At 70.7% G+C, this 21,010-nt stretch carries 12 protein-coding genes; 9 read left to right on the top strand and 3 right to left on the bottom strand.

Features of this window, described 5'->3' with window-relative positions; translation table 11 throughout:
* Positions 1-2,344 (bottom strand): DNRLRE domain-containing protein (locus ACIGEZ_RS14880; RefSeq protein WP_399830635.1); only part of this gene is annotated, 2,344 nt, incomplete at its 3' end.
* Between the two features lie 572 nt (positions 2,345-2,916).
* On the opposite strand from ACIGEZ_RS14880, the gene ACIGEZ_RS14885 reads away from it, so the two are divergent.
* The 4 genes from ACIGEZ_RS14885 (at position 2,917) to ACIGEZ_RS14900 (ending at position 13,568) form a co-directional block, all read left to right on the top strand.
* Positions 2,917-10,746 carry a ricin-type beta-trefoil lectin domain protein gene (locus ACIGEZ_RS14885; protein ID WP_399830637.1) on the top strand — a complete coding sequence of 2,610 codons (7,830 nt, stop codon included), beginning with the start codon at positions 2,917-2,919 and terminating at the stop codon, positions 10,744-10,746.
* Between the two features lie 13 nt (positions 10,747-10,759).
* A complete protein-coding gene (locus tag ACIGEZ_RS14890) occupies positions 10,760-11,056 on the top strand; it encodes a hypothetical protein (protein WP_399830640.1) in 297 nt (98 codons plus the stop codon).
* 137 nt (positions 11,057-11,193) lie between these two features.
* Positions 11,194-12,726, top strand: a complete 1,533-nt coding sequence (gene miaB, locus ACIGEZ_RS14895; RefSeq protein WP_399830642.1) for a tRNA (N6-isopentenyl adenosine(37)-C2)-methylthiotransferase MiaB — start codon at positions 11,194-11,196, stop codon at positions 12,724-12,726.
* A gap of 134 nt (positions 12,727-12,860) precedes the next feature.
* Complete coding sequence (locus ACIGEZ_RS14900; RefSeq protein ID WP_399830645.1) at positions 12,861-13,568, top strand: hypothetical protein; 708 nt, start codon at positions 12,861-12,863, stop codon at positions 13,566-13,568.
* Between the two features lie 154 nt (positions 13,569-13,722).
* Here ACIGEZ_RS14900 and ACIGEZ_RS14905 read toward each other — a convergent pair whose 3' ends face one another.
* Together ACIGEZ_RS14905 and ACIGEZ_RS14910 are read right to left on the bottom strand one after the other, a co-directional pair.
* The gene (locus ACIGEZ_RS14905; protein ID WP_399830647.1) at positions 13,723-13,980 is read right to left on the bottom strand and encodes an antitoxin; all 258 of its coding nucleotides are present in this window, start codon (positions 13,978-13,980) and stop codon (positions 13,723-13,725) included.
* A 79-nt stretch (positions 13,981-14,059) separates the two neighbouring features.
* Complete coding sequence (locus ACIGEZ_RS14910; protein ID WP_399830650.1) at positions 14,060-14,287, bottom strand: hypothetical protein; 228 nt, start codon at positions 14,285-14,287, stop codon at positions 14,060-14,062.
* A gap of 113 nt (positions 14,288-14,400) precedes the next feature.
* Here ACIGEZ_RS14910 and miaA point away from each other — a divergent pair, with 113 nt between their 5' ends.
* The 5 genes from miaA (at position 14,401) to ACIGEZ_RS14935 (ending at position 20,993) form a co-directional block, all read left to right on the top strand.
* Entirely contained in the window at positions 14,401-15,339 is a 939-nt protein-coding gene (miaA, locus tag ACIGEZ_RS14915) for a tRNA (adenosine(37)-N6)-dimethylallyltransferase MiaA (RefSeq protein WP_399830651.1), read from the top strand.
* 108 nt (positions 15,340-15,447) lie between these two features.
* Entirely contained in the window at positions 15,448-15,912 is a 465-nt protein-coding gene (locus ACIGEZ_RS14920; RefSeq protein ID WP_399831466.1) for a hypothetical protein, read from the top strand.
* 197 nt (positions 15,913-16,109) lie between these two features.
* Positions 16,110-17,009 carry a diaminopimelate epimerase gene (gene dapF / locus ACIGEZ_RS14925; protein WP_399830654.1) on the top strand — a complete coding sequence of 300 codons (900 nt, stop codon included), beginning with the start codon at positions 16,110-16,112 and terminating at the stop codon, positions 17,007-17,009.
* A 144-nt stretch (positions 17,010-17,153) separates the two neighbouring features.
* On the top strand, positions 17,154-19,385 hold the full coding sequence (locus tag ACIGEZ_RS14930) for a RelA/SpoT family protein (protein WP_399830656.1): 2,232 nt from the start codon (positions 17,154-17,156) through the stop codon (positions 19,383-19,385).
* A gap of 72 nt (positions 19,386-19,457) precedes the next feature.
* Positions 19,458-20,993 carry a M1 family metallopeptidase gene (locus tag ACIGEZ_RS14935; protein WP_399830659.1) on the top strand — a complete coding sequence of 512 codons (1,536 nt, stop codon included), beginning with the start codon at positions 19,458-19,460 and terminating at the stop codon, positions 20,991-20,993.
* Positions 20,994-21,010 lie beyond the last annotated feature (17 nt).

Raw genomic sequence — 21,010 nt, forward strand, 5'->3', positions numbered from 1 at the left:
CGGGGGAGCCGGGGTAGGAGAACAGGTTGCCGTTGGCGTCGATGATCATCAGGTCGGCGATGTTGTCGCCGCCGACGTCACCGGGACCGTCCGCGGACTCCTTCGGCGGGACGTAGGTGGCGTAGTCGGTACGCGCACTGACGTTGCCGTTGGCGTCAAGGGCGAAGAGGTGCATCCAGTTCGGGCCGGCGTGCGGGGGCGTGAGGTTGGTCAGCGTGTAGGCGCCGTTGACCGCGGTGACGTCGGTGTACGACATCCCCTCCCAGCCCCAGCGGAACTTCGCCGCGCCGGGGGAGGTGATGGTCATGTTGCCGGTGCCGCCGAACTTCACGTCGGCCCAGGTGGCGCCGTCGGAGGTGGCGCGCTTGAACGGGGTGGTGTCCTCGTCCACGGTGGGCGGCGGGGGTGCGGAGCCGTCGACGGTGAGGCGGCAGGGCTCGGTGCCCGTGGGGAAGTTGGTCGAGGTGGCTCCGGCGGCGTCCTGTGCCATCACGTCCCAGGAGTACGTCGCCTTGTCCTCCAGTGACGTGGACGGGATGGTCGTCGAGACCGTGCCGCCGGCGGCGGGCGCGGCGACGAACGTGCCGGCCGGGACGGTGCCGCCGGTCTTCCAGAAGCGGAAGCGGAGCTTGGACAGGTTGTTGTCGCCGTCCTTGCCCGTGGCCTTCAGGACGATGTTGGTCTTGCCGACCGTGACACCCGCACCCGGGCCGGGCACGCAGGCGCCACCGGGGGTCGAGGTGCCGGCGGTGGGCTCGGACGGCGGACGGTTGTAGTCGACCTCGAGCGTCGCTGACGTGGCGCGGAACTTGCGCCAGGTCTGGGTGTCGGACTCGCTGGTGGCGCGCATGCCGAAGGTGATGTTCGACCAGCCGTTGTCGGCGCCCTTCTGGGCGGCGGCGACGACGGCGGAGTTGTTGAACGTCTCGTACTCGTCCGGGCAGGAGGTCGACCAGCCGTGCGCGAAGGACTTCGACTGCAGGTGGGTGGACCAGGACGGCTGCGAGTTCCACGTCGTACCGGAGGAGATCGACCCGGTCAGGTAGAACTTGAACTCGCGGGTGGTGCAGGACCAGGAGTGGTTGTTGAGGACCTTGAAGGCCGCCGAGGTGACGGTGGCGCCCTTCATCTTGGTGTCGAAGCCCATCCGCCAGAACGAACGGCCCAGACCGCCGGTGTCCGACTCGTAGCCCACACGGGCGTCGGAGGTACCGGAGGAGAAGTTGGTGCCGTTGTAGAAGCTGGAGTTCGGGTACGGACGGTACGCCGTCGTCCACGCCTGCCAGCCCGAGTTCATCGTCGGGTCGACGAAGAGCGGGAACTTGACGTTCTTGTCGTCAAGGAGCTTGGTGGCGGCGACGTTCAGCGCGAGACGGGCAGTCCCGGTCTTGTCACCGTCGAGGGCGACGGGCAGCTGAGCGGACTTGGCACCGGGCTCGATACCGGTCAGGCCCGACAGCTTCAGCACATCGCCCGGCGTAGCGGTCGAAGTGCGGTTGACGGTGCCGGCGGGCAGCTCGGGGTCGCGGCCGCTGGAGTCCCAGGCGAACGGGGTCGGGATCGACCCGACCTCCTTGCCGGCCTTGTCCAGGACGAGCACGCGGTTGGTCTTGGTGTCGTGCTGGAAGGTCGCGGTGGCGGAGCGCAGCCCGTAGGAGACGGACTTCAGCGCGTCCTGCTGGGCGGCCTGCGGCGTCTTGACGATGAGGACCTGGGCGAAACCGCCCTCCTCACGCGCGACGAGCAGCAGGTCGACACCCGGAAGCACCTCGGAATAGAGCGCACGCGGGCCGTCGAGCACCGGCTCGGGCAGCACACCCGGCCACGTGTACGCGATGGTGTGACCACCGAACTCCACCTCGGCCAGCACCGACGCACCCGGCGTCTCCGCGCGGGCGAACGAACGGTCCGCACGCGCGGCCTGCTCGCTGCCGCTGGAGAACCGCACCGGGTAGACGGCATTGGCCGGCGAGATGCCGAGCCCACGCGGAGCCCTCTCCGAGCGCGTGAGCTTGTTGTCGATCGGCGCCCACTTGCCGGCGGCGTTCTTCGTCCGCTGAGGCAGCGCGTGCGTCTGCGAACGCAGCTGACCGTTGGGCAGGGCCCACGTCAGCGAGGTCGCCGTGGTCGCGGTGTCGACGAGGACCTTCTTGCCACTGCGAACGGCCTCGGCCAGCGCGGTGGCCTCGTCCTTCGGGCCGGTGGAGGCCTGCTTGGCGTCGGTGGCCTTGCCACCGTTAGCCGTGACAGGCGTGGAATCGGGCTGCCACCAGGGCAAGAGGGCAGCGGTGAGGGCGGCCAGCACGAGGCCGATGGTCAAAGACAGCCGCGTGCGCGTGCGCACGAAGGGGCTGAGATAACGAGGCGGCGCGGTCACGGCGGTCTACTCCCGTGTGAACCAGACGGATGGTGAACGTGGACAACACAGACAGCCCCTACGGCAAGCCGCGGGGCACAGGACGGCACACGATCACACGCGCGAAGCATCACGTCTACGGATTAGATCTTTATTAATCCGTGACCTGAACAAAAGAGTCGGTCTCAGTGACGACGTGAATCCCCTGGTTTGCGGCTTTCGGAGCGAAGCGATGCGGGGACTTCAGGGGATTTCCCGGTTTGCCTGATTAGCAGTCAGAAAGGCGCTGTGATCGGCAATACGGCGTGACGTACGTCACTCGACATCACTCTGGGTAGTGCGTTATGCGCTTGCTCGTCACGCCACACGTCGCGGAGAGTGCCCCGGCGGGCGCCACGTAGGCGTGCGCTCCTTGGTGTTCCCGCAACTCTTTTCATTTTCCTTCACTTTGTGGCTGGTGGGAGTCGACGCGTATGCGTGCTTCAGGTCCGCTGTCATGGCTGGGGCGGGGACGCCCAGTCATGACGGAGTCGATACGACGGCGCCGGCGGCGAAGCCGCGTGGCGACCGTCCTTTTGTTGTCCTCGACCTTGACGGTGACGAGCCTGGGCGGGCAGGCGCTGGCCATCCCGGGCCCGGGCATGAACCGCGAAGAGCAGACCACTTCGGTCGATCTGCCCGACATCCCGAAGAGCACCGAGCTCGGCGGTGACGCCGAGGCGCAGAAGACGCTGAGCACGGCGCCCGAGGTCCCGGTCGACCCGTACGACCCGAAGGCCGTCACGCCGTGGACCGCGGACGTCGGCACGGCGCCGCTGACCGCGCAGACGCAGCCGGGGACGACGGTTCCGGTCTCCGACCTGCCGATCGCGATCGGTGTGCCGGTGGGCACGGATCCGGCTTCTGTCGCGGGTGACTGGAAGGTCGACCTGAAGGCGCCGGAGGCGTCGCAGGACGCCGGTGTCTCCGGTCTCATCATGCAGATCACGCCGCCCGCGACCGCGGACCCCGCGGCGCAGGTCGCGGTGGAGGTCGACACCACCGCGTTCGCCGACCTCTACGGCCCGCAGGCCGCCGACCGCTTCGGTCTCGTCCTCCTCCCGGACTGCGTCCTCTCCGCCACGCCGGAAGGCGACTGCGTCGCCGAGCCGGGCACGGAGACGATGTCGGGCAAGGACGGCGGGAGTGAGGGCGAGAAGTTCGAGCGCCTTCGCTCGACCGTGAAGACGGTCGCCGCGAAGGACGCGCCGACCAGGTCGCCTGCCGCGAAGAACGCCAAGACCCGCAAGATCCTGACCGGCAACGTGCCCGTCGCGGACCTGCTGGAAGGCGGAACCTCCTCCAGCGTGTCGGGCGCCTCCGCGCGCAAGGCCGCCTTCCCCGCGGTCGACGCGTCGGGCGCCCAGGCCCTCGGCGCGATGGACACCGGCGCCTCGGTGTCGGGTGACTTCACGGCCTCCCCGCTGCTGTCCTCGGGCTCCTGGTCGGCCGGCTCGTCCTCGGGCGCCTTCACCTACCAGTACCAGGTGCAGGTCCCGGAGACGGCGGGCGGCCTGATCCCGAAGATCGGCCTGTCCTACTCCTCGCAGTCGGTCGACGGGCGTACCTCGTCGACGAACAACCAGGCCTCGTGGATCGGTGACGGCTGGGACTACAACGCGGGTTCCATCACCCGTACGTACGCCAACTGCCGCCAGGACTCCAAGAAGGCCGGCTCCAACAACGCCACCCACCGCACCGCGGACCTGTGCTGGGGCTCGGACAACGCGACCCTTTCGCTGGGTGGCATGACCACCGAGCTGGTGTGGGACGCGGCCCAGAGCAAGTGGTTCACGGCCAACGGCGACGGCTCGAAGATCGAGCGCATCACCGGCCAGGCCACGGGCAACGGAGCCAAGGACGGTGAGTACTGGGTCGTCACGACGAAGGACGGCACCCGGTACCACTTCGGCCTGAACAAGCTGCCGGGCTGGTCCGACAACGGCACCGCCGCCGACGACCCGACCACCGACTCGGTGCTCACGGTCCCGGTCTACGGCAACCACCCGGGCGAGGACTGCTACAAGGCCGGCGACTGGGCCCACTCCTACTGCACGCAGGGCTGGCGCTGGAGCCTCGACTACGTCGAGGACATCCACGGCAACGCCATGTCGCTGTGGTGGAAGCGCGACACGAACTACTACGCGCGCAACATGTACTTCAAGGGCCCCGTCTCGTACCACCGTGACGGTTACCTGTCGCACATCTACTACGGCCAGCGCAAGGACACCATCTTCAGCGCCACGGCCCCGGCCCGCGTCGGCTTCACCGTCGAGGAGCGCTGCTACAAGGTCGGCACGGTCGAGTGCACCGAGGACAACTTCAAGTCGAAGAACCCGGGCAACTACCGCCCCTGGTTCGACACCCCGGCCGACCTCCGCTGTGAGGCCGGCAAGATGTGCTGGAACGCGGGCCCGACCTTCTGGTCCCGCAAGCGCCTGGACAAGATCACGACCTCGGCCCAGCGCCGCACCGACACCACCGCGCGTCAGGTCGTCGACGAGTACCAGCTCAAGCAGTCCTTCGCCGAGCTGAAGACCGGCCCGAACACCGCCCTGTGGCTGGAGTCCATCCAGCGCACCGGCTACGCCCGCAACGGCTCCACCGACGCGAGCGTGTCGCTGAACCCGGTCCGGTTCGAGTCCAACACCGAGGACATGCCGAACCGCGTCAAGGCGGTCAACCCGCAGCGCCCGGGCTTCTCCCGGCTGCGCATCGCGCGTGTCATCAACGAGTACGGCGGCGAGACCGTCGTCACCTACAAGCCCATCGCCGGCAAGTGCCTCTCCGGCACCGGCCTCCCGTCCAAGACGGACACCGCCGGCCTGAAGGCCAACACCGAGCTCTGCTACCCGACCTTCTGGAACCCGGACGCCGAGGTCGAGGACATCGACTGGTTCCACAAGTACGTGGTCCAGTCGATCGAGGAGCTCCCCAACGTCGACGGCGCCTACGCCACCAAGACGGCGTACGAGTACAAGAACCCCGGCTGGAAGTACGCCGAGGCCGAGTTCACGAAGAAGTCCACGCGCACCTACTCGCAGTTCGCGGGCTTCGAGCAGACCACGGTCATCACCGGTGCCGAAGACCCGGCCATCGGCAGCAAGCAGTCCAAGGCCGTCAACCGGTTCTTCCGCGGCATGGGCGACACCGTCCCCGTGAAGGACGTCCACGGCAACGTCATCAAGACGTCGGACGGCTCCACCCTCTACGACCGCGAGGCCTTCGCCGGCCTCATCGCCGAAGAACTCAGCTACACCAACCCGACGGACGCCGACACCGACTGGCTTTCCCGCAGCGTCACCATCCCCGAGGCCACCCTTCTCGGCAAGCGGGACCGGGACGACCTGAGCGATCTCAAGGCCTGGCGCGTCACGGAGCCCGAGGAGATCGCGTACACCAAGTCGTCCGGCACCAACTCGGACGACCCGCGTACCCTGCGCGAGGTCCGGACCAAGACGACCTACGAGTCGGCGTACGGTCTGCCCACCCAGGTGGAGGACCTCGGTGACACCGGCAAGACCGGCGACGAGTCCTGCACCAAGTCGGAGTACCTGAACCAGACCACCAAGAACATCATCGGTCTGACCAAGCAGGTCCTCGTCTCGCCCACCACCTGCGCCGCCGCCAACTGGACCGACCTCAGCACGCTGGGTGCCGGCGTCCGTACGGCGTACGACTCGACGGCCTACGCCACCGCTCTCGGTGCGTCGACCCGTGGTCTGGCGACCGAATCCTGGACGCTGAACGGAGACGGTTCCGGATTCCAGAGCGATGGCACCACCGCCTTCGACGCCGTCGGTCGGGTGGTTCGCCAGACCGACGCGGACCAGAAGTCGGTCACGACGACCTTCGACCCGCCCGCGGGTCAGGTCTTCAAGATCACCCAGACCAACCCCCTGGGGCACACGCAGGTCCAGGAGCTGGAGCCGGGCCGCGGGACCGCGCTGAAGACGACCGACGCGAACGGTCTGGTGTCCGAGGCGAAGTTCGACCCGCTGGGCCGTCTCGCCGAGGCCTGGTCCCCGGGCCGCACTCCCGCGGCGGGCGTCGTGCCGGACTTCCGTGCCGAGTACACGGTCCCGGCCGAGGAGACCGACCCGAACGACCCGACGCTCAAGATCCGCAAGCCTCCGTACGTCACGACGTACGCGCGCGGTCACGAGGACCGGGTCGAGACCTCCGTCACGCTGTACGACGGTCTCGGGCGCGAGCGTCAGTCGCTGGAGCAGCCGGAGAGCGGTGACGGGTACCTCGTCACCGACACCCTGTACAACAGCTCCGGTGAGGTGTGGCAGACCAACAACGCCTACCTCACCAAGGAAGCGAAGATCGGCGAGCTCTTCACGCCGCTCGCCGACACCGCTATCCCCAACATCACCCGCTACACCTACGACGGCCTCGGCCGCGTCCTGTCCGAGACCCCGTACATGAAGTACGTGGACCCGGTCACCAAGGAGGCCTCCTCGAAGGCGTACCCGGAGCGGGCCACCCGCTACGAGTACGGCCAGGACTGGTCCAAGGTCGTCAGCCCCGAGGGCACCTCGTCCTACCGCGTCTACACCGACGCGACCGGCCGAGCCTCGCGAGTCGACACCTTCAACCCGGCGGCGCCGAACGGCTTCACCTCGCTGAGCTACCAGTACGACGTGAACGGCCGTCCGGTGAAGGCCACCACCTCGGCCGACCCGGCCCACCCGTGGTCCTGGACGTACGACCACCGCGGCCGCATGGAGACCGCGACGGACCCGGACACGGGCACCACGCGAACCGCGTACGACGAGTACGACCGTGTGCTGTCCACGACCAACGGCCGTGGCGTCACGGTCTGGAACGGCTACGACGAGCTGTCCCGGCCGAAGCAGCAGCGCCTGAACGACGCCAACGGCACCCTGCTGGCCGACTACACCTATGACACCGCTCCGGGCGGCAAGGGCATGCCCGCCACCGCGGTCCGCTACACGGACGGTCTGGCGTACACGCAGAAGGTCAACGGCTACACCAGCGACTACCAGCCGACCTCAACCACCCTGTCCCTGCCGCAGTCCCTCGTCGACACATGGGGCTTCGCGAAGGACTACACCTACGGCTACAGCTACACCGACACCGGTGCGCTCGAGGAAGCGCAGCTTCCGGCCATCGGCAAGCTGGCGGCCGAGAAGATGGTCGTCCGCTACAACAAGGAGGGCCAGCCGCTCTCCGTCTCCGGCAAGGACTGGTACGGCTCGGAGACCGTCTACTCCCCGTACGGCCAGGTGCTCCGTTCGACCCTGGGCGCGCAGCCCTACCGGGTCTGGACGCAGAACCTGTACGACGAGGGCAGCGGTGAGCTGAAGGAGCAGGGCGTCTACCGGGAGCAGAACACCGCCGGCCTCGTGGGCGGCAACCTGGTCTCGAACCGTGCGTACACCTACGACCCGTCCGGCAACGTCACCTCGATCCAGGAGAAGTCCGTCGGGATCGAGGAGCGCCAGTGCTTCGTCTACGACCCGCTGGGCCAGCTGAAGTCCGCCTGGACCTCCAAGGACCAGACGAACTGCACCAACCCGAAGAACACCGACGGCACCCTGAACGTCGCCGCCGGCACCGACAACTCCGGCTACTGGCAGGAGTACGAGTACGACCTCCTCGGCAACCGCACCAAGCTGACCGAGAAGGACCTCACCGGCGACGCCAACAAGGACGCCACCAGCACCTACGAGTACGGCAAGGGTGCCGCCAAGGACCAGCCGCACACGCTCACCAAGGTGACGAAGAAGTACACGACCCCGGCCGGCGCTCAGGTCACGGCCGAGGCGCAGCGGGCCTACGAGCTGACGGGCGAGACCAAGACCGTCACCTCGATCCAGAACGGCGACAAGCAGGACCTGACCTGGACGTATGACGGCAAGGTCGACCGGATCATCGGTCAGGGCTCGGGTGGCAAGACCCCGTACGTGGGTCTCGGCCAGAAGTGCCTCGACCTCAAGTCGGGTCTCGCGACCGCCGGCAACGCCGTCCAGCTCTACGGCTGCAACAGCACCGTGGCGCAGGCGTGGCACTTCGAGCCGGCCCCGGGTCAGGCGGACGCCAACCTCGGCGTCCTCGAGATGTACGACACCTGGTGTGTCCAGCCCGCCGCCAACACGGCAGGCTCCGCGGCCCAGCTGCAGAAGTGCAACGGCTCCGCCGCGCAGCAGCTGAAGCGCAACGCGTCGGGTCAGCTGACGCACGTCGCCTCCGGTCTGTGCCTCGCGGTGCAGGGTGCGGCGAACGTGAACGGCACCGCGATCGTGCTCGCCACCTGTGACGCCGCTTCCACGGCCCAGCAGTGGCTGCCGCAGAACGACACCCGTCACATCTACGGCCCCGACGGTGAGCGCTGGCTGACCATCCAGGGCAAGCAGGCCACGCTCAACCTGGGCGAGGCGCAGGTCACCGTCCAGCAGGGCGGCGTCCTGGTCCGCACCGAGCGCACCTACGCCGCCCCCGGCGGTGCGGTCATGCGCTACGCCAACGGCACCGGTTCGGACGCGCTGGTCGCCCTCGCGGCCGACCACCAGGGCAGCGTGTACGCGGAGGTCACCCTCTACAGCGGTCAGGCGGTCCGGGTCCGCAAGCAGGATCCGTTCGGCAACCAGCGTGGTGCCGACACAGCCGGCGCGAACCTCCAGACCCACAAGGGATTCCTGAGCAAGACCCGTGACGACGCCTCCGGCTTCCAGCCGCTCGGCGCCCGTCTCTACGACCCCGTCGTCGGACGCTTCCTGTCCGCCGACCCGATCCTGGACCTGAACGACCCGCTTCAGTCCAACGGCTACAACTACGCCCAGAACAACCCGGTCTCGCACTCCGACCCGACGGGCCTTTCGATCGTCCTGACCGCTTCCGAGCGGGCCGCGGCCCTCGCGGGCGCCGGTCTGTCGGCGGCGCAGGTCGCTCAGGCCGAGGCGATGCAGGGCAAGTCCCTCACCTCCGTCATCCTGGCCGTGGCCTGGGAGACGCTGAAGGACTTCATCGGCATCAACGACGCCATGGCCTGCTTCGGCGGTGACATGTGGTCCTGCGTCAGCATCGTCGTCGACGCCATCCCGTGGACGAAGCTCGGCAAGATCCCGTCGGTCATCAAGGCCGTCAACCGCACCATCGACGCCATCAAGGCGTTCAAGGCGGCCAAGAAGGCCGCCGAGGCCGTCCTCAAGGCCGCCAAGGCCGCGGAGGCGGCAGCGCTACGGGCCAAGAAGCTGGCGATCGAGAAGGCCAAGAAGGAAGCGGCGCAACGGGCCAAGAAGAAGGCGGCCGAAGCGGCCAAGAGAAAGGCCGACGCGGCAGCCGCCGCGAAGCGGAAGACGGGTAACCCCGTCCACAAGAAGGCCCAGGCCAAGGCCGCTCCGAAGTCGTCCTCGCAGCCCAAGTCCAAGGGCTCCGGAGGCGGCAAGGGCTCCGGTGGCGGCAAGGGCTCCGGCGGGGGTGGCGGCAAGGCCAACACCTCCAAGCCCGGCGGCTCATCCGGCGGGTCCTCCCGCAACAACGGCGGCAGCAGCGGAAGTGGCGGCTCGGGCAAGGCCGATGAAGGCAGCGGCGGGTCCTGCCCGGTCGACAACAGCTTCACCCCGGGCACGAAGGTCATGATGGCCGACGGCTCCACGAAGCCGATCGAGCAGGTCAAGCCCGGTGACAAGGTCAAGGCCACCGACCCGAAGACCGGGAAGACCCGGATCGAGACGGTCACCGCCGCGATCAAGGGTCAGGGCCTCAAGCACCTGGTCGACGTCACGATCGACACCGACGGCAAGGCCGGTGCGAAGACCGCGACGGTCACGGCCACAGAGGGCCACCCCTTCTGGGTCCCCGAGCTCGCCGAGTGGATCGACGCCACCGACCTGAAGCGGGGCCAGTGGCTGAGCACCGATTCGGGCACCCGTGTCCGGGTGAGCGCGGTCGAGCACCGGACCAGCCGGAGTGCGACCGTCCACAACCTGACCGTCTCCGACGCCCACACCTACTATGTGGTGGCGGCGACGACCTCGGTCCTTGTGCACAACTGCGGGAACGGGTCGATCTCGGCCCAGGTGATGCGGGACCACATCGTCGCGAGGCACTTCGACTCCGCCCCGGAGGCCTGGACGAGGTGGGGCCACAAGTCGAAGTTCGACTCGTGGGTCACGGAGGACCACGTCCGGAACTGGGCGAGGCTTGCCATGCGGAAGCCGCTGGACAACATGAACCTCGGCACGGGCCAGAAGCACCGGCACCTGCTCCAGATCAGGAGTGTCCATCCGGTCGGATTCGACGCGGACGGGACACCGCTTCACAACGTCGCGGTCTGGGTGGAGAACGGCGAGGTGTCGAGTGTCCATCCGGACTACTGAGTAAGGACGAACGATGATCAATCTCCAGGTGAGAGGGGAGACGGGCAACGTCGTGACGCACGGGTCGTCCCGGCTGGACTTCATCAAGACGCTCCAGCACATCGACCCGGATGCGTTCCCGTTCCTGGGCAGTGTGCTGCCCTACGCGGACACGATGTTCAACTCGCGGCAGACCGAGCGGCTCCGGCGGGAGATCTCCGATCCCTCCGTCCGTGATCTTCTCGGGAACGACGCGGTGGCGGAGATCGAGAGCCTCTGTCATCAGGTGGAGAGCGGACCGCACCTCTACCTGTGGTTCCTGGGAGACTAGGAAGCAAGCGCTGTGCCGCTGAGCGGCAGCTCACGCGAAGCCCCGCCGGGTGCGTCCCGGCGGGGCTTCCGCTTGCTCCGGCCGAGCCTCCCGTCCGGCATTCCCGGGCACCCCCGCCGCCCCCTTACCCTTGAGGGATGACCAGCAGCAGCGACCGGACCGGAGCAGTGGACGAAGTGGGCGTGACGCGGACCTACGAAGTGCGCACCTACGGGTGTCAGATGAACGTCCACGACTCCGAGCGGCTCTCCGGACTGCTGGAGGACGCCGGCTACGTCCGTGCCCCCGAGGGCTCCGACGGCGACGCCGACGTCGTGGTGTTCAACACGTGCGCCGTCCGGGAGAACGCCGACAACAAGCTGTACGGCAACCTCGGCCGCCTCGCGCCCAGGAAGACCTCCCGGCCCGGCATGCAGATCGCCGTCGGCGGCTGCCTGGCGCAGAAGGACCGGGACACCATCGTCAAGAAGGCCCCGTGGGTCGACGTGGTCTTCGGTACGCACAACATCGGCAAGCTGCCGGTGCTCCTGGAGCGGGCCCGTATCCAGGAGGAGGCGCAGGTCGAGATCGCCGAGTCGCTGGAGGCGTTCCCCTCCACGCTGCCGACCCGGCGCGAGTCCGCGTACGCCGCCTGGGTGTCGATCTCCGTCGGCTGCAACAACACCTGCACCTTCTGCATCGTCCCGGCGCTGCGCGGCAAGGAGAAGGACCGTCGCCCCGGCGACATCCTGGCCGAGATCGAGGCGCTGGTCGGCGAGGGCGTCTCCGAGATCACGCTGCTCGGCCAGAACGTCAACGCGTACGGCTCCGACATCGGCGACCGAGAGGCCTTCAGCAAGCTGCTGCGGGCCTGCGGGAACATCGAGGGCCTGGAGCGGGTCAGGTTCACCTCGCCGCATCCGCGCGACTTCACCGACGACGTGATCGCCGCGATGGCCGAGACCCCGAACGTCATGCCGCAGCTGCACATGCCCCTGCAGTCCGGCTCGGACACCGTCCTGAAGGCGATGCGCCGCTCGTACCGGCAGGAGCGTTTCCTCGGGATCATCGAGAAGGTGCGCGCGGCCATCCCGCACGCCGCCATCTCCACCGACATCATCGTGGGCTTCCCCGGCGAGACCGAGGAGGACTTCGAGCAGACCATGCACACGGTCCGCGAGGCCCGCTTCGCGAACGCCTTCACCTTCCAGTACTCCAAGCGCCCCGGCACCCCCGCGGCCACCATGGAGGGGCAGATCCCCAAGGAGGTCGTGCAGGCGCGTTACGAGCGCCTGGTCGCCCTTCAGGAGGAGATCTCCTGGGAGGAGAACAAGAAGCAGGTCGGTCGCACCCTGGAGGTCATGGTCGCCGAGGGCGAGGGGCGCAAGGACGGCGAGACGCACCGCCTTTCCGGCCGGGCCCCCGACAACCGGCTCGTCCACTTCACCAAGCCGGACGAGGATGTCAGGCCCGGCGACGTGGTGACCGTCGAGATCACCTACGCGGCCCCCCACCACCTGCTCGCCGAGGGCGCGGTCGCGGCGGTCCGCCGCACGCGCGCCGGCGACGCCTGGGAGAAGCGCACCGCCGCGCCCGCCGCCAAGCCGGCCGGTGTCCTCCTCGGCCTCCCGAAGATCGGCGTCCCGGAGCCCCTCCCGGTCACCGACGCCCCGGCCTGCGGGAGCCACTGACCGAAGGCGGCGGGCCGGTCCGCGGCAGCCGACAGGCGACCTCCCGGCAGCACCGGCCGGTCTTCGGCGGCCCGCTGCCACTGACCGGCCCGCCGTACCCGGAGGGGCGGCCCCGGCGCAGTAGGCTGCGGATCATGCTTGTCGCCGCTGCCGTCTGCCCCTGCCCTCCGCTTCTCGTGCCCGCCGTGGCCGCCGGGGCGGCGCCCGAGCTCGACGACGCGCGGACGGCCTGTTCCGACGCGCTCGCCGTGCTCGCCGCCTCCCGGCCCGACCGGCTCGTCGTCGTCGGCCCCGCGGACGAGGGAGCCCGTGGTGTCCACCCGGCCGGTTCGGCCGGCTCCTTCGCCGGGTTCGGCGTCGACCTGGCCGTGCGGCTCGGCAGCGGGCCCGGCGGCGAGCGGCCGCTGCCCGCCTCCCTCGCGGTCGCCGCCTGGCTCCTGGAGCGGCACGACTGGGCCGACGCGCCCATCGAGGGGCTCGGCGTCGGCGAGACCCTGGAGAGCGCCCGCTGCGCCGAGACGGGCCGGCAGATCGCCGGCGCGGCCGACCGGGTCGCCCTGCTCGTGATGGGCGACGGAAGCGCCTGCCGCACCGTGAAGGCGCCCGGCTACCTCGACGAGCGCGCCGGGGCCTTCGACGCCGAGGCCGCCCGCGCGCTCGGCGCCGCGGACCCGGCCGCCCTGCTCGCCCTGGACGCGGAGCTCGCGTACGAACTGAAGGCGGCCGGCCGGGCCTGCTGGCAGGTCCTCGCGGGCGCCGCCGAGGGCGCGGGCCTGGACGGCCGGCTGCTCTACGAGGACGCTCCCTACGGCGTCGGATATTTCGTCGCCGCCTGGAGCTAGCCGGCTAGCCGACCGGCCTGCCGGCCGACAAGCCGACCAGCCGGCCTGCCGACCAGCCGGCCTGCCGGCCGGGCCGCGCGGGAAACGGCGGACGGCCGCGGAGCGTGAGGCTCCGCGGCCGTCCGCCGTGCGGAGGGACCGTGCGGTGACGCCGTCAGGCGGCCGGCGGCGGCGGGGGCGGCGTGGAGCCGTCGCCCTTCTCGTCCTTGTGGGCGAGCCGCTCGATGGCCTCCTTGGCCTTGCCGGTGCCGGATTCGATCTTCTCGCTGTACTTGCCCTTGGTCTTCTCGTCGACCACCTTCGCGGCCTTCTCCAGGCCGTGCTCCACCTTGCCCCCGTGCTGCTGCGCGAGGTCGGAGACCTTGTCCTTGGCCGGGGCGAGCTTGGCCTTCAGTGAATCCAGGAGACCCATGGGGTCACCATCCCTCCGACGGACCCGCACAGGGTCCGTGTCCGTGCTGAACCGTGCCTTCTTGTGGGCCTTTGCGAACCTACTTACGGACGCCTTCGCCGGCCTCGTTGTCCGCGGCCTCCTCCGCCGACTGCTGCTTCGGGATCTCCACGCTGTCGGCCTTGACCTCGGTCGCGGCGGGCTCCGCGGCCTCGGGGGCGGCCTCCGCCTCCGCCGCCTCCGGCGTCGTGTCCGGCGCCTCCTCGGTCACGACCGCCGCCTCGGCGGCTTCCTTGTTCTTGCGGCGAAACATTGCAAAAACGCCCATATCTACTCCCTAGCGTACTCAGGGTCGGAATCCCGCAACAGGCAACGAAGCCGGATGAGGGCCGTCACGTAGCTCATTCGGGGACGCGCCCTGATGTTTGCGAGACTGGGGCGGTGAGAAGTGCAGCTCCCGCCCCGCGGGTCATCGCCGTCGTCGGTCCCACCGCGGCCGGAAAGTCCGATCTGGGCGTCTTCCTCGCCCAGCAGCTGGGCGGCGAGGTCGTCAACGCCGACTCGATGCAGCTCTACCGAGGGATGGACATCGGCACCGCCAAACTGACGCCGGAGGAGCGCGGCGGTGTCCCGCACCACCTCCTCGACATCTGGGACGTCACCGAGGCCGCCAGCGTCGCCGAGTACCAGCGCCTCGCCCGCGCGGAGATCGACCGGCTGCTCGCCGAGGGCCGCCCCCCGATCCTCGTGGGCGGCTCCGGCCTGTACGTACGCGGGGCCATCGACGCCCTGGAGTTCCCCGGCACCGACCCGGCCATCCGGGCCCGTCTGGAGGCCGAGCTCGAGGAGCGCGGATCCGGCGTGCTGCACGCGCGGCTGGCCGCCGCGGACCCCGAGGCGGCCCGCGCCATCCTGCCCGGCAACGGCCGGCGCATCGTCCGCGCCCTCGAGGTCATCGAGATCACCGGCAAGCCGTTCACGGCCAACCTCCCGGGCCACGAGTCCGTCTACGACACGGTGCAGATCGGCGTCGACGTCGCCCGCCCCGAGCTCGACGAGCGCATCACCACCCGCGTGGACCGGATGTGGGAGGCCGGGCTCGTCGACGAGGTCCGCGCCCTGGAGGCGCAGGGGTTGCGCGAGGGGCGCACCGCGGCGCGCGCGCTCGGCTACCAGCAGGTGCTCGCCGCGCTCGCGGGGGAGTGCACCGAGGACGAGGCCCGCGCCGAGACGGTGCGCGCCACCAAGCGGTTCGCCCGCCGTCAGGACTCCTGGTTCCGGCGCGATCCGCGCGTCCACTGGCTCAGCGGCGCCGCCGACGACCGCGGGGAACTCCCGCGACAGGCGCTGACGTTGCTCGAACGAGCGGTTACAGCCTGATCACGTGATGGCATCGGGACGTCATGCCCGTCATTGAGGGGGTCGGCGGCGTGCCATCATCGAGCATCGATCGACCAAGTGGAGTCCGAGTTGGGAGGGCGCGTGGCGATGGAGGCCGGCCCTCGCGACACAGAACATCAGGCAGCCGTCCGGGGCGAAGCCCCCGGTGAGGCGCCCGGACTGACCCCGGACGGCCCGGACCAGGCCGAAGGAAGCGCCGTCGAGGTGGACGCGGCGGAAGTCGAGGTGGAACTGCGCCCGCAGCGCCGCCTGAGGATCTGGCAGCTCGCCCCGATCGTCGGACTCGCCGCCGTCGGTTCCCTGATGTTCGCCTTCCCGCTGGCCTTCGGCTCGGGCGAGGGCGGCGCGGTCGTCGCCATGCTCGGCCTGCTGATCAGCTCCTGCGCGGCCGGCTGGGGCATGATGGCCGCCCGCCGGGTCGGGTACACCTGGCCCGGACTGCCCGCCCGTGGTTCCGGCGACCGGCCGAACTGGCGCGTCTTCGCCCTCTACGTCGCCCTCAGCGCCCTCCTGGTCGCCCTCGCGGTCTGGCGCGTGGCCCGCCTGCGCTGAGCCCCGCCGCGCTGCTGCCCGCGCCGCCGGGCGGGGGCGAGCCGGGTCCGTACGGGCTGATCCGAGGCGCCCGAGCCGGGGCCGTACGGCTACGCGGCGCCCGGGCCCGGCCCCCCGTTCCCCCCGGAGCCCGCGCCCCGTTCCCGCTCCGTGGACCGTCGCGCCCCCTGTCGTACCCGACCCGTACAGTTGGTCCCGTGACCAGCACCGAGATCTCGCCGCTCACCTTCCTCAAGGGCCACGGCACCGAGAACGACTTCGTGATCGTCCCCGACGCGGACAACGCCGTCGAGCTGCTCCCCGCCGCCGTCGCCCGGCTGTGCGACCGACGGGCCGGCATCGGCGGCGACGGGGTGCTGCACGTCGTGCGCAGCGCCGCGCACCCCGAGGCGCGGCACATGGCCGAAGAGGCCGAGTGGTTCATGGACTACCGCAACGCGGACGGCTCGGTCGCCGAGATGTGCGGCAACGGGGTCCGGGTCTTCGCCCGCTACCTCCAGCACGCCGGGCACGTCACCGCCGGCGAGGTCACCGTCGCCACGCGCGGCGGCGTGAAGCGCGTCCACCTCGACAAGGACGGCTCCGTCACCGTCGGCATGGGCAAGGCGAGGCTCCCCGAGGCCGCCGTCACCGTCACCGTCGACGGCCGCAGCTGGCCCGCCCGCAACGTGAACATGGGCAACCCGCACGCGGTCGCCTTCGTCGACTCCCTCGACCACGCGGGGAACCTGTTCACCGAGCCCCCGTACGAGCCGGCCGGGGTCTACCCGGACGGTGTCAACATCGAGTTCGTCGCCGACCGGGGCCCGCGTCACGTCGCCATGCGCGTGCACGAGCGCGGTGCGGCGGAGACCCGCTCCTGCGGCACCGGCGCGTGCGCCGTGGCCGTCGCGACCGCTCGCCGGGACGGTGCCGACCCCGCCGTGTCCGGGCACCCCGTCACGTACACCGTCGACGTCCTCGGCGGGACGCTCGTCATCACCGAGCACCCCGACGGCGAGATCGAGATGACCGGCCCCGCCGTCATCGTCGCCGAGGGCACGATCGACCCGGCGTGGCTCGCCGGGACCTCCGGATTCGAAACGGTCAACGACTGATTCGTCGCTCGAATGGGTGATCCGGTTCACGCTCGGCGAGAGCGGGACTGCGCCACGTGGTGGGGTCGGTAGCATCAAGCACCGGCCCGCCGGGCACGCCACTGCCCCGGCCCTCCGCCGGTCGACGCCGCCGGAGGTGCCCCCATGAGCGCAGAGGCCCCCAACCCCGTGAGCGAGGCCGAGACCACCGGCCCCGAAGCTCCCGGCCGCAGGCGCGGCCGCGCGAGGATCGACCTCCGCAGGCTCGGCCGCGCCGCCCTGCTGGGCGCCACCGCGGGGCCCGCCGTCCGCGACCGGCTGCCCGACGCCATCGGCCACGTCGCCGAGGCCCACCGCGCCCACCACCCCCACGCCGACCTGGCCGTGCTGCGCCGGGCGTACGTCCTCGCCGAGTCCTCGCACCGCGGCCAGTACCGCAAGAGCGGCGAGCCGTACATCACCCACCCGCTCGCGGTCACCTTGATCCTCGCCGAACTCGGCGCCGAGACCACGACGTTGACCGCCGCCCTGCTCCACGACACGGTCGAGGACACCGAGGTGACGCTCGATCAGGTCCACCGCGAGTTCGGCGACGAGGTCGCCTACCTCGTGGACGGCGTGACGAAGCTGGAGAAGGTCGACTACGGCGCCGCCGCCGAGCCCGAGACCTTCCGCAAGATGCTCGTCGCCACCGGCAACGACGTCCGCGTGATGTCGATCAAACTCGCCGACCGCCTGCACAACATGCGCACCCTCGGCGTGATGCGCCCGGAGAAGCAGGCCCGCATCGCCAAGGTCACCCGGGACGTCCTGATCCCGCTCGCGGAGCGCCTCGGCGTCCAGGCCCTCAAGAGCGAGCTGGAGGACCTGGTCTTCGCCATCCTCCACCCCGAGGAGTACGAGACCACCCGCGCCCTCATCGCCGGGAACGCCGGCGCGGCTGATGCCCTGGCCGCCATCGCCGAGCAGGTCTCCGCGCTCCTGCGCGAGGCCGGCATCGGTGCCGAAGTCCTCGTCCGGCCGCGCCACTTCGTCTCCGTCCACCGGGTCCGCCTCAAGCGCGGCGAGCTGCGCGGCAGCGACTTCGGCCGGCTCCTCGTCCTGGTCGGCGAGGACGCCGACTGTTATGCGGTCCTCGGCGAGCTGCACACCTGCTTCACCCCGGTGATCTCCGAGTTCAAGGACTTCATCGCCGCCCCGAAGTTCAACCTCTACCAGTCGCTGCACACCGCCGTGGCCGCGCCCGACGGGGCCGTCGCCGAAGTCCTCATCCGCACCCACCAGATGCACAAGGTCGCCGAGGCCGGCGTGGTCGCCCTGGGCAACCCGTACAGCGGCCAGGACACCACGGACCCGGCGGGCGCGGGCCAGAGCGCGGGCCAGGGCGTGGGCCCGAGCTCAGGCCAGGGAACGGCTCAGGGCGGGGGCCACGACCCCGGCCCCGGCCCCGGTCCCGAGGACGGCGAGCGGGCCGACCCGACCCGCCCCGGCTGGCTCTCCCGGCTGCTCGACTGGCAGCAGTCCGCCCCCGACCCCGACACCTTCTGGACCTCGCTGCGCGCCGATCTCGCCCAGGACCAGGAGATCACCGTCTTCCGCACCGACGGCGGCACCCTCGGCCTGCCCGCCGGCGCCACCTGCGTCGACGCAGCCTACGCCCAGCACGGCGAAGCCGCCCACGGCTGTCTCGGAGCGCGCGTCAACGGCCGCCTCGCGCCCCTGAGCACCGTGCTCCACGACGGCGACACCGTCCAGCTGCTGCTCGCCCAGGACACCGCCTCCGGGCCCTCCCCGCAGTGGCTGGACCACGCCCGTACCCCCGCCGCCCGGATCGCCATCACCGGCTGGCTGCAGGCCCATCCCGAGGCCGCCAAGGTCCCCGCGGCCGTCCCCCGCGCGGCGGCCGCCGGCGTCACCGCCGACCGGCGCACGGGTGCCAGGCTGCGCGCCGAGCTGCCCGGCGCCCAGGCCCCCGCCGTCCGCCCGGCGGGCTGCTGCACCCCCGTACCCTCCGACGAGATCACCGGCTTCGTCGTACGCGGCGGCTCGGTCACCGTCCACCGCAGCGGCTGCGCCTCCGTGGACGCCATGAAGCGGCTCGGCCGCTCACCCGTCACCGTGCACTGGGGCGACACCGCCGCGTGCCGGGTCACCCTCGTCGCCGAGTCCTTCGGGCGGCCCGGGCTGCTCGCCGACCTCACCGAGGCCATCGCCGCCGAGGGCGCCGCGGTCGTCGCCGCCACCGTCGAACCCCCCAGCGAGCAGCGGGTGCGCCACACGTACACCCTCCAACTGCCCGACGCGACCGGGCTGCCCGCCCTGATGAAGGCCATGCGGGACGTGCCCGGCGTGTACGACGTGGGCCGCGCCCGGCATCCCGCGTCACCGCAGATCTGAGCCCTGACCCCTTCGGGTGGCGGGCGCGCGCGCCGCCCGGTGGAGCGGCCCCCGCCCTGGTAGCGGTAGCTCATGCCGCTCCCATCCCGTACGCCGTGGAAACCCGCCTCCTCCAGGCGTGCCCTTCGCTCCGCCGTCCTCGTCGCCCTCTCCGCGGGGCTCGTCGCCGCGGCCCTGCCCGCCCCCGCGCCGCTCGGCATCGGGGACCCGCTCTTCCCGCACCTCGGCAATCCCGGCTACGACGTCCTGTCGTACGACATCGACCTCACCTACCCCGGCCGCAACACCGCCCCGCTCGCGGGCGTCACCCGGATCGAGGCGCTGGCCACCGACGACCTGGAACGGATCAACCTCGACTTCACCCACGGCACCGTCTCCGCCGTCACCGTCGACGGCGAACCCGCCGCCTACGCGAGCAGCGGCGAGGACCTGGTGATCACCCCGGCCCACCCGGTCGGGGAGGGCGATGCGGTCGAGATCACCGTCACGCACACCAGTGACCCCACGGGCCCCGTCGACAGCGGCGGCTGGGTCCGCACCGGCGACGGCCTCGCCACGGCCCTGCAGGCCGACGCCGCCCACCGGGTCTTCCCCTCCAACGACCACCCCGCCGACAAGGCGTACTTCACCTTCCGGATCACCGCCCCCAGCACCCTCACCGCCGTCGCCAACGGCCTCGCCGAGAGCCACGTCCGGAACGGCGACACCACCACCTGGACCTACCGCACCACCCACCCCATGGCCACCGAGCTCGCCCAGGTCTCCATCGGAGAGTCGACGGTCGTGCGCCGGCGCGGGCCGCACGACCTGCCCGTACGCGACGTCGTGCGCACGGCCGACCGAGAGCTCCTGGAGCCCTGGCTGCGGCGCACCCCCGGCCACCTGGAGTGGATGGAGCGCCAGGTGGGCCCGTACCCCTTCGAGACGTACGGGGTGCTGATCGCCGACGCCGACACGGGCTTCGAGCTGGAGACGCAGACCCTCTCCCTCTTCGAGCGGGGCCTCTTCACGGAGCCCGCCTACCCCGAGTGGTTCGTCGACTCCGTCATGGTCCACGAGCTCGCCCACCAGTGGTTCGGCGACAGCGTCTCGCCCCGCACCTGGTCGGACCTCTGGCTCAACGAGGGGCACGCGACCTGGTACGAGGCGCTCTACGCGGAGGAGAAGGCCGGGAAGTCCATGGAGCGGCGCATGAAGGCCGCCTACGCCGACTCCGACGCGTGGCGCGCGGACGGCGGGCCGCCGGCCGCGCCGAAACCGCCGCAGCCGGGGGAGAAGATCAGCCTCTTCCGCCCCGTCGTCTACGACGGGGCCGCCCTCGTCCTCTACGCCCTGCGCCACGAGATCGGCGCCGACGCCTTCCAGCGCCTGGAGCGCACCTGGGTGAGCGAGCACCGGGACGGCACGGCCTCCACCGCCGACTTCACCGCCCTGGCGGCGCGGATCTCCGGGCGCGACCTGAGCCGCTTCTTCGCCGACTGGCTGTACGGGAAGAAGACCCCACCCATGCCCGGGCACCCCGACTGGCGCAGCCGGGCCCCGCAGCGGGCCGCCGGGGCGAAGAGCGCCCCGTCCGCCGGGGCGGACAGCGCGGCGAAACCGGGATGACGGGCCCGGTCCGGCCG

Source organism: Streptomyces sp. NPDC085481 (assembly GCF_044541845.1).
Lineage (GTDB): Bacteria > Actinomycetota > Actinomycetes > Streptomycetales > Streptomycetaceae > Streptomyces.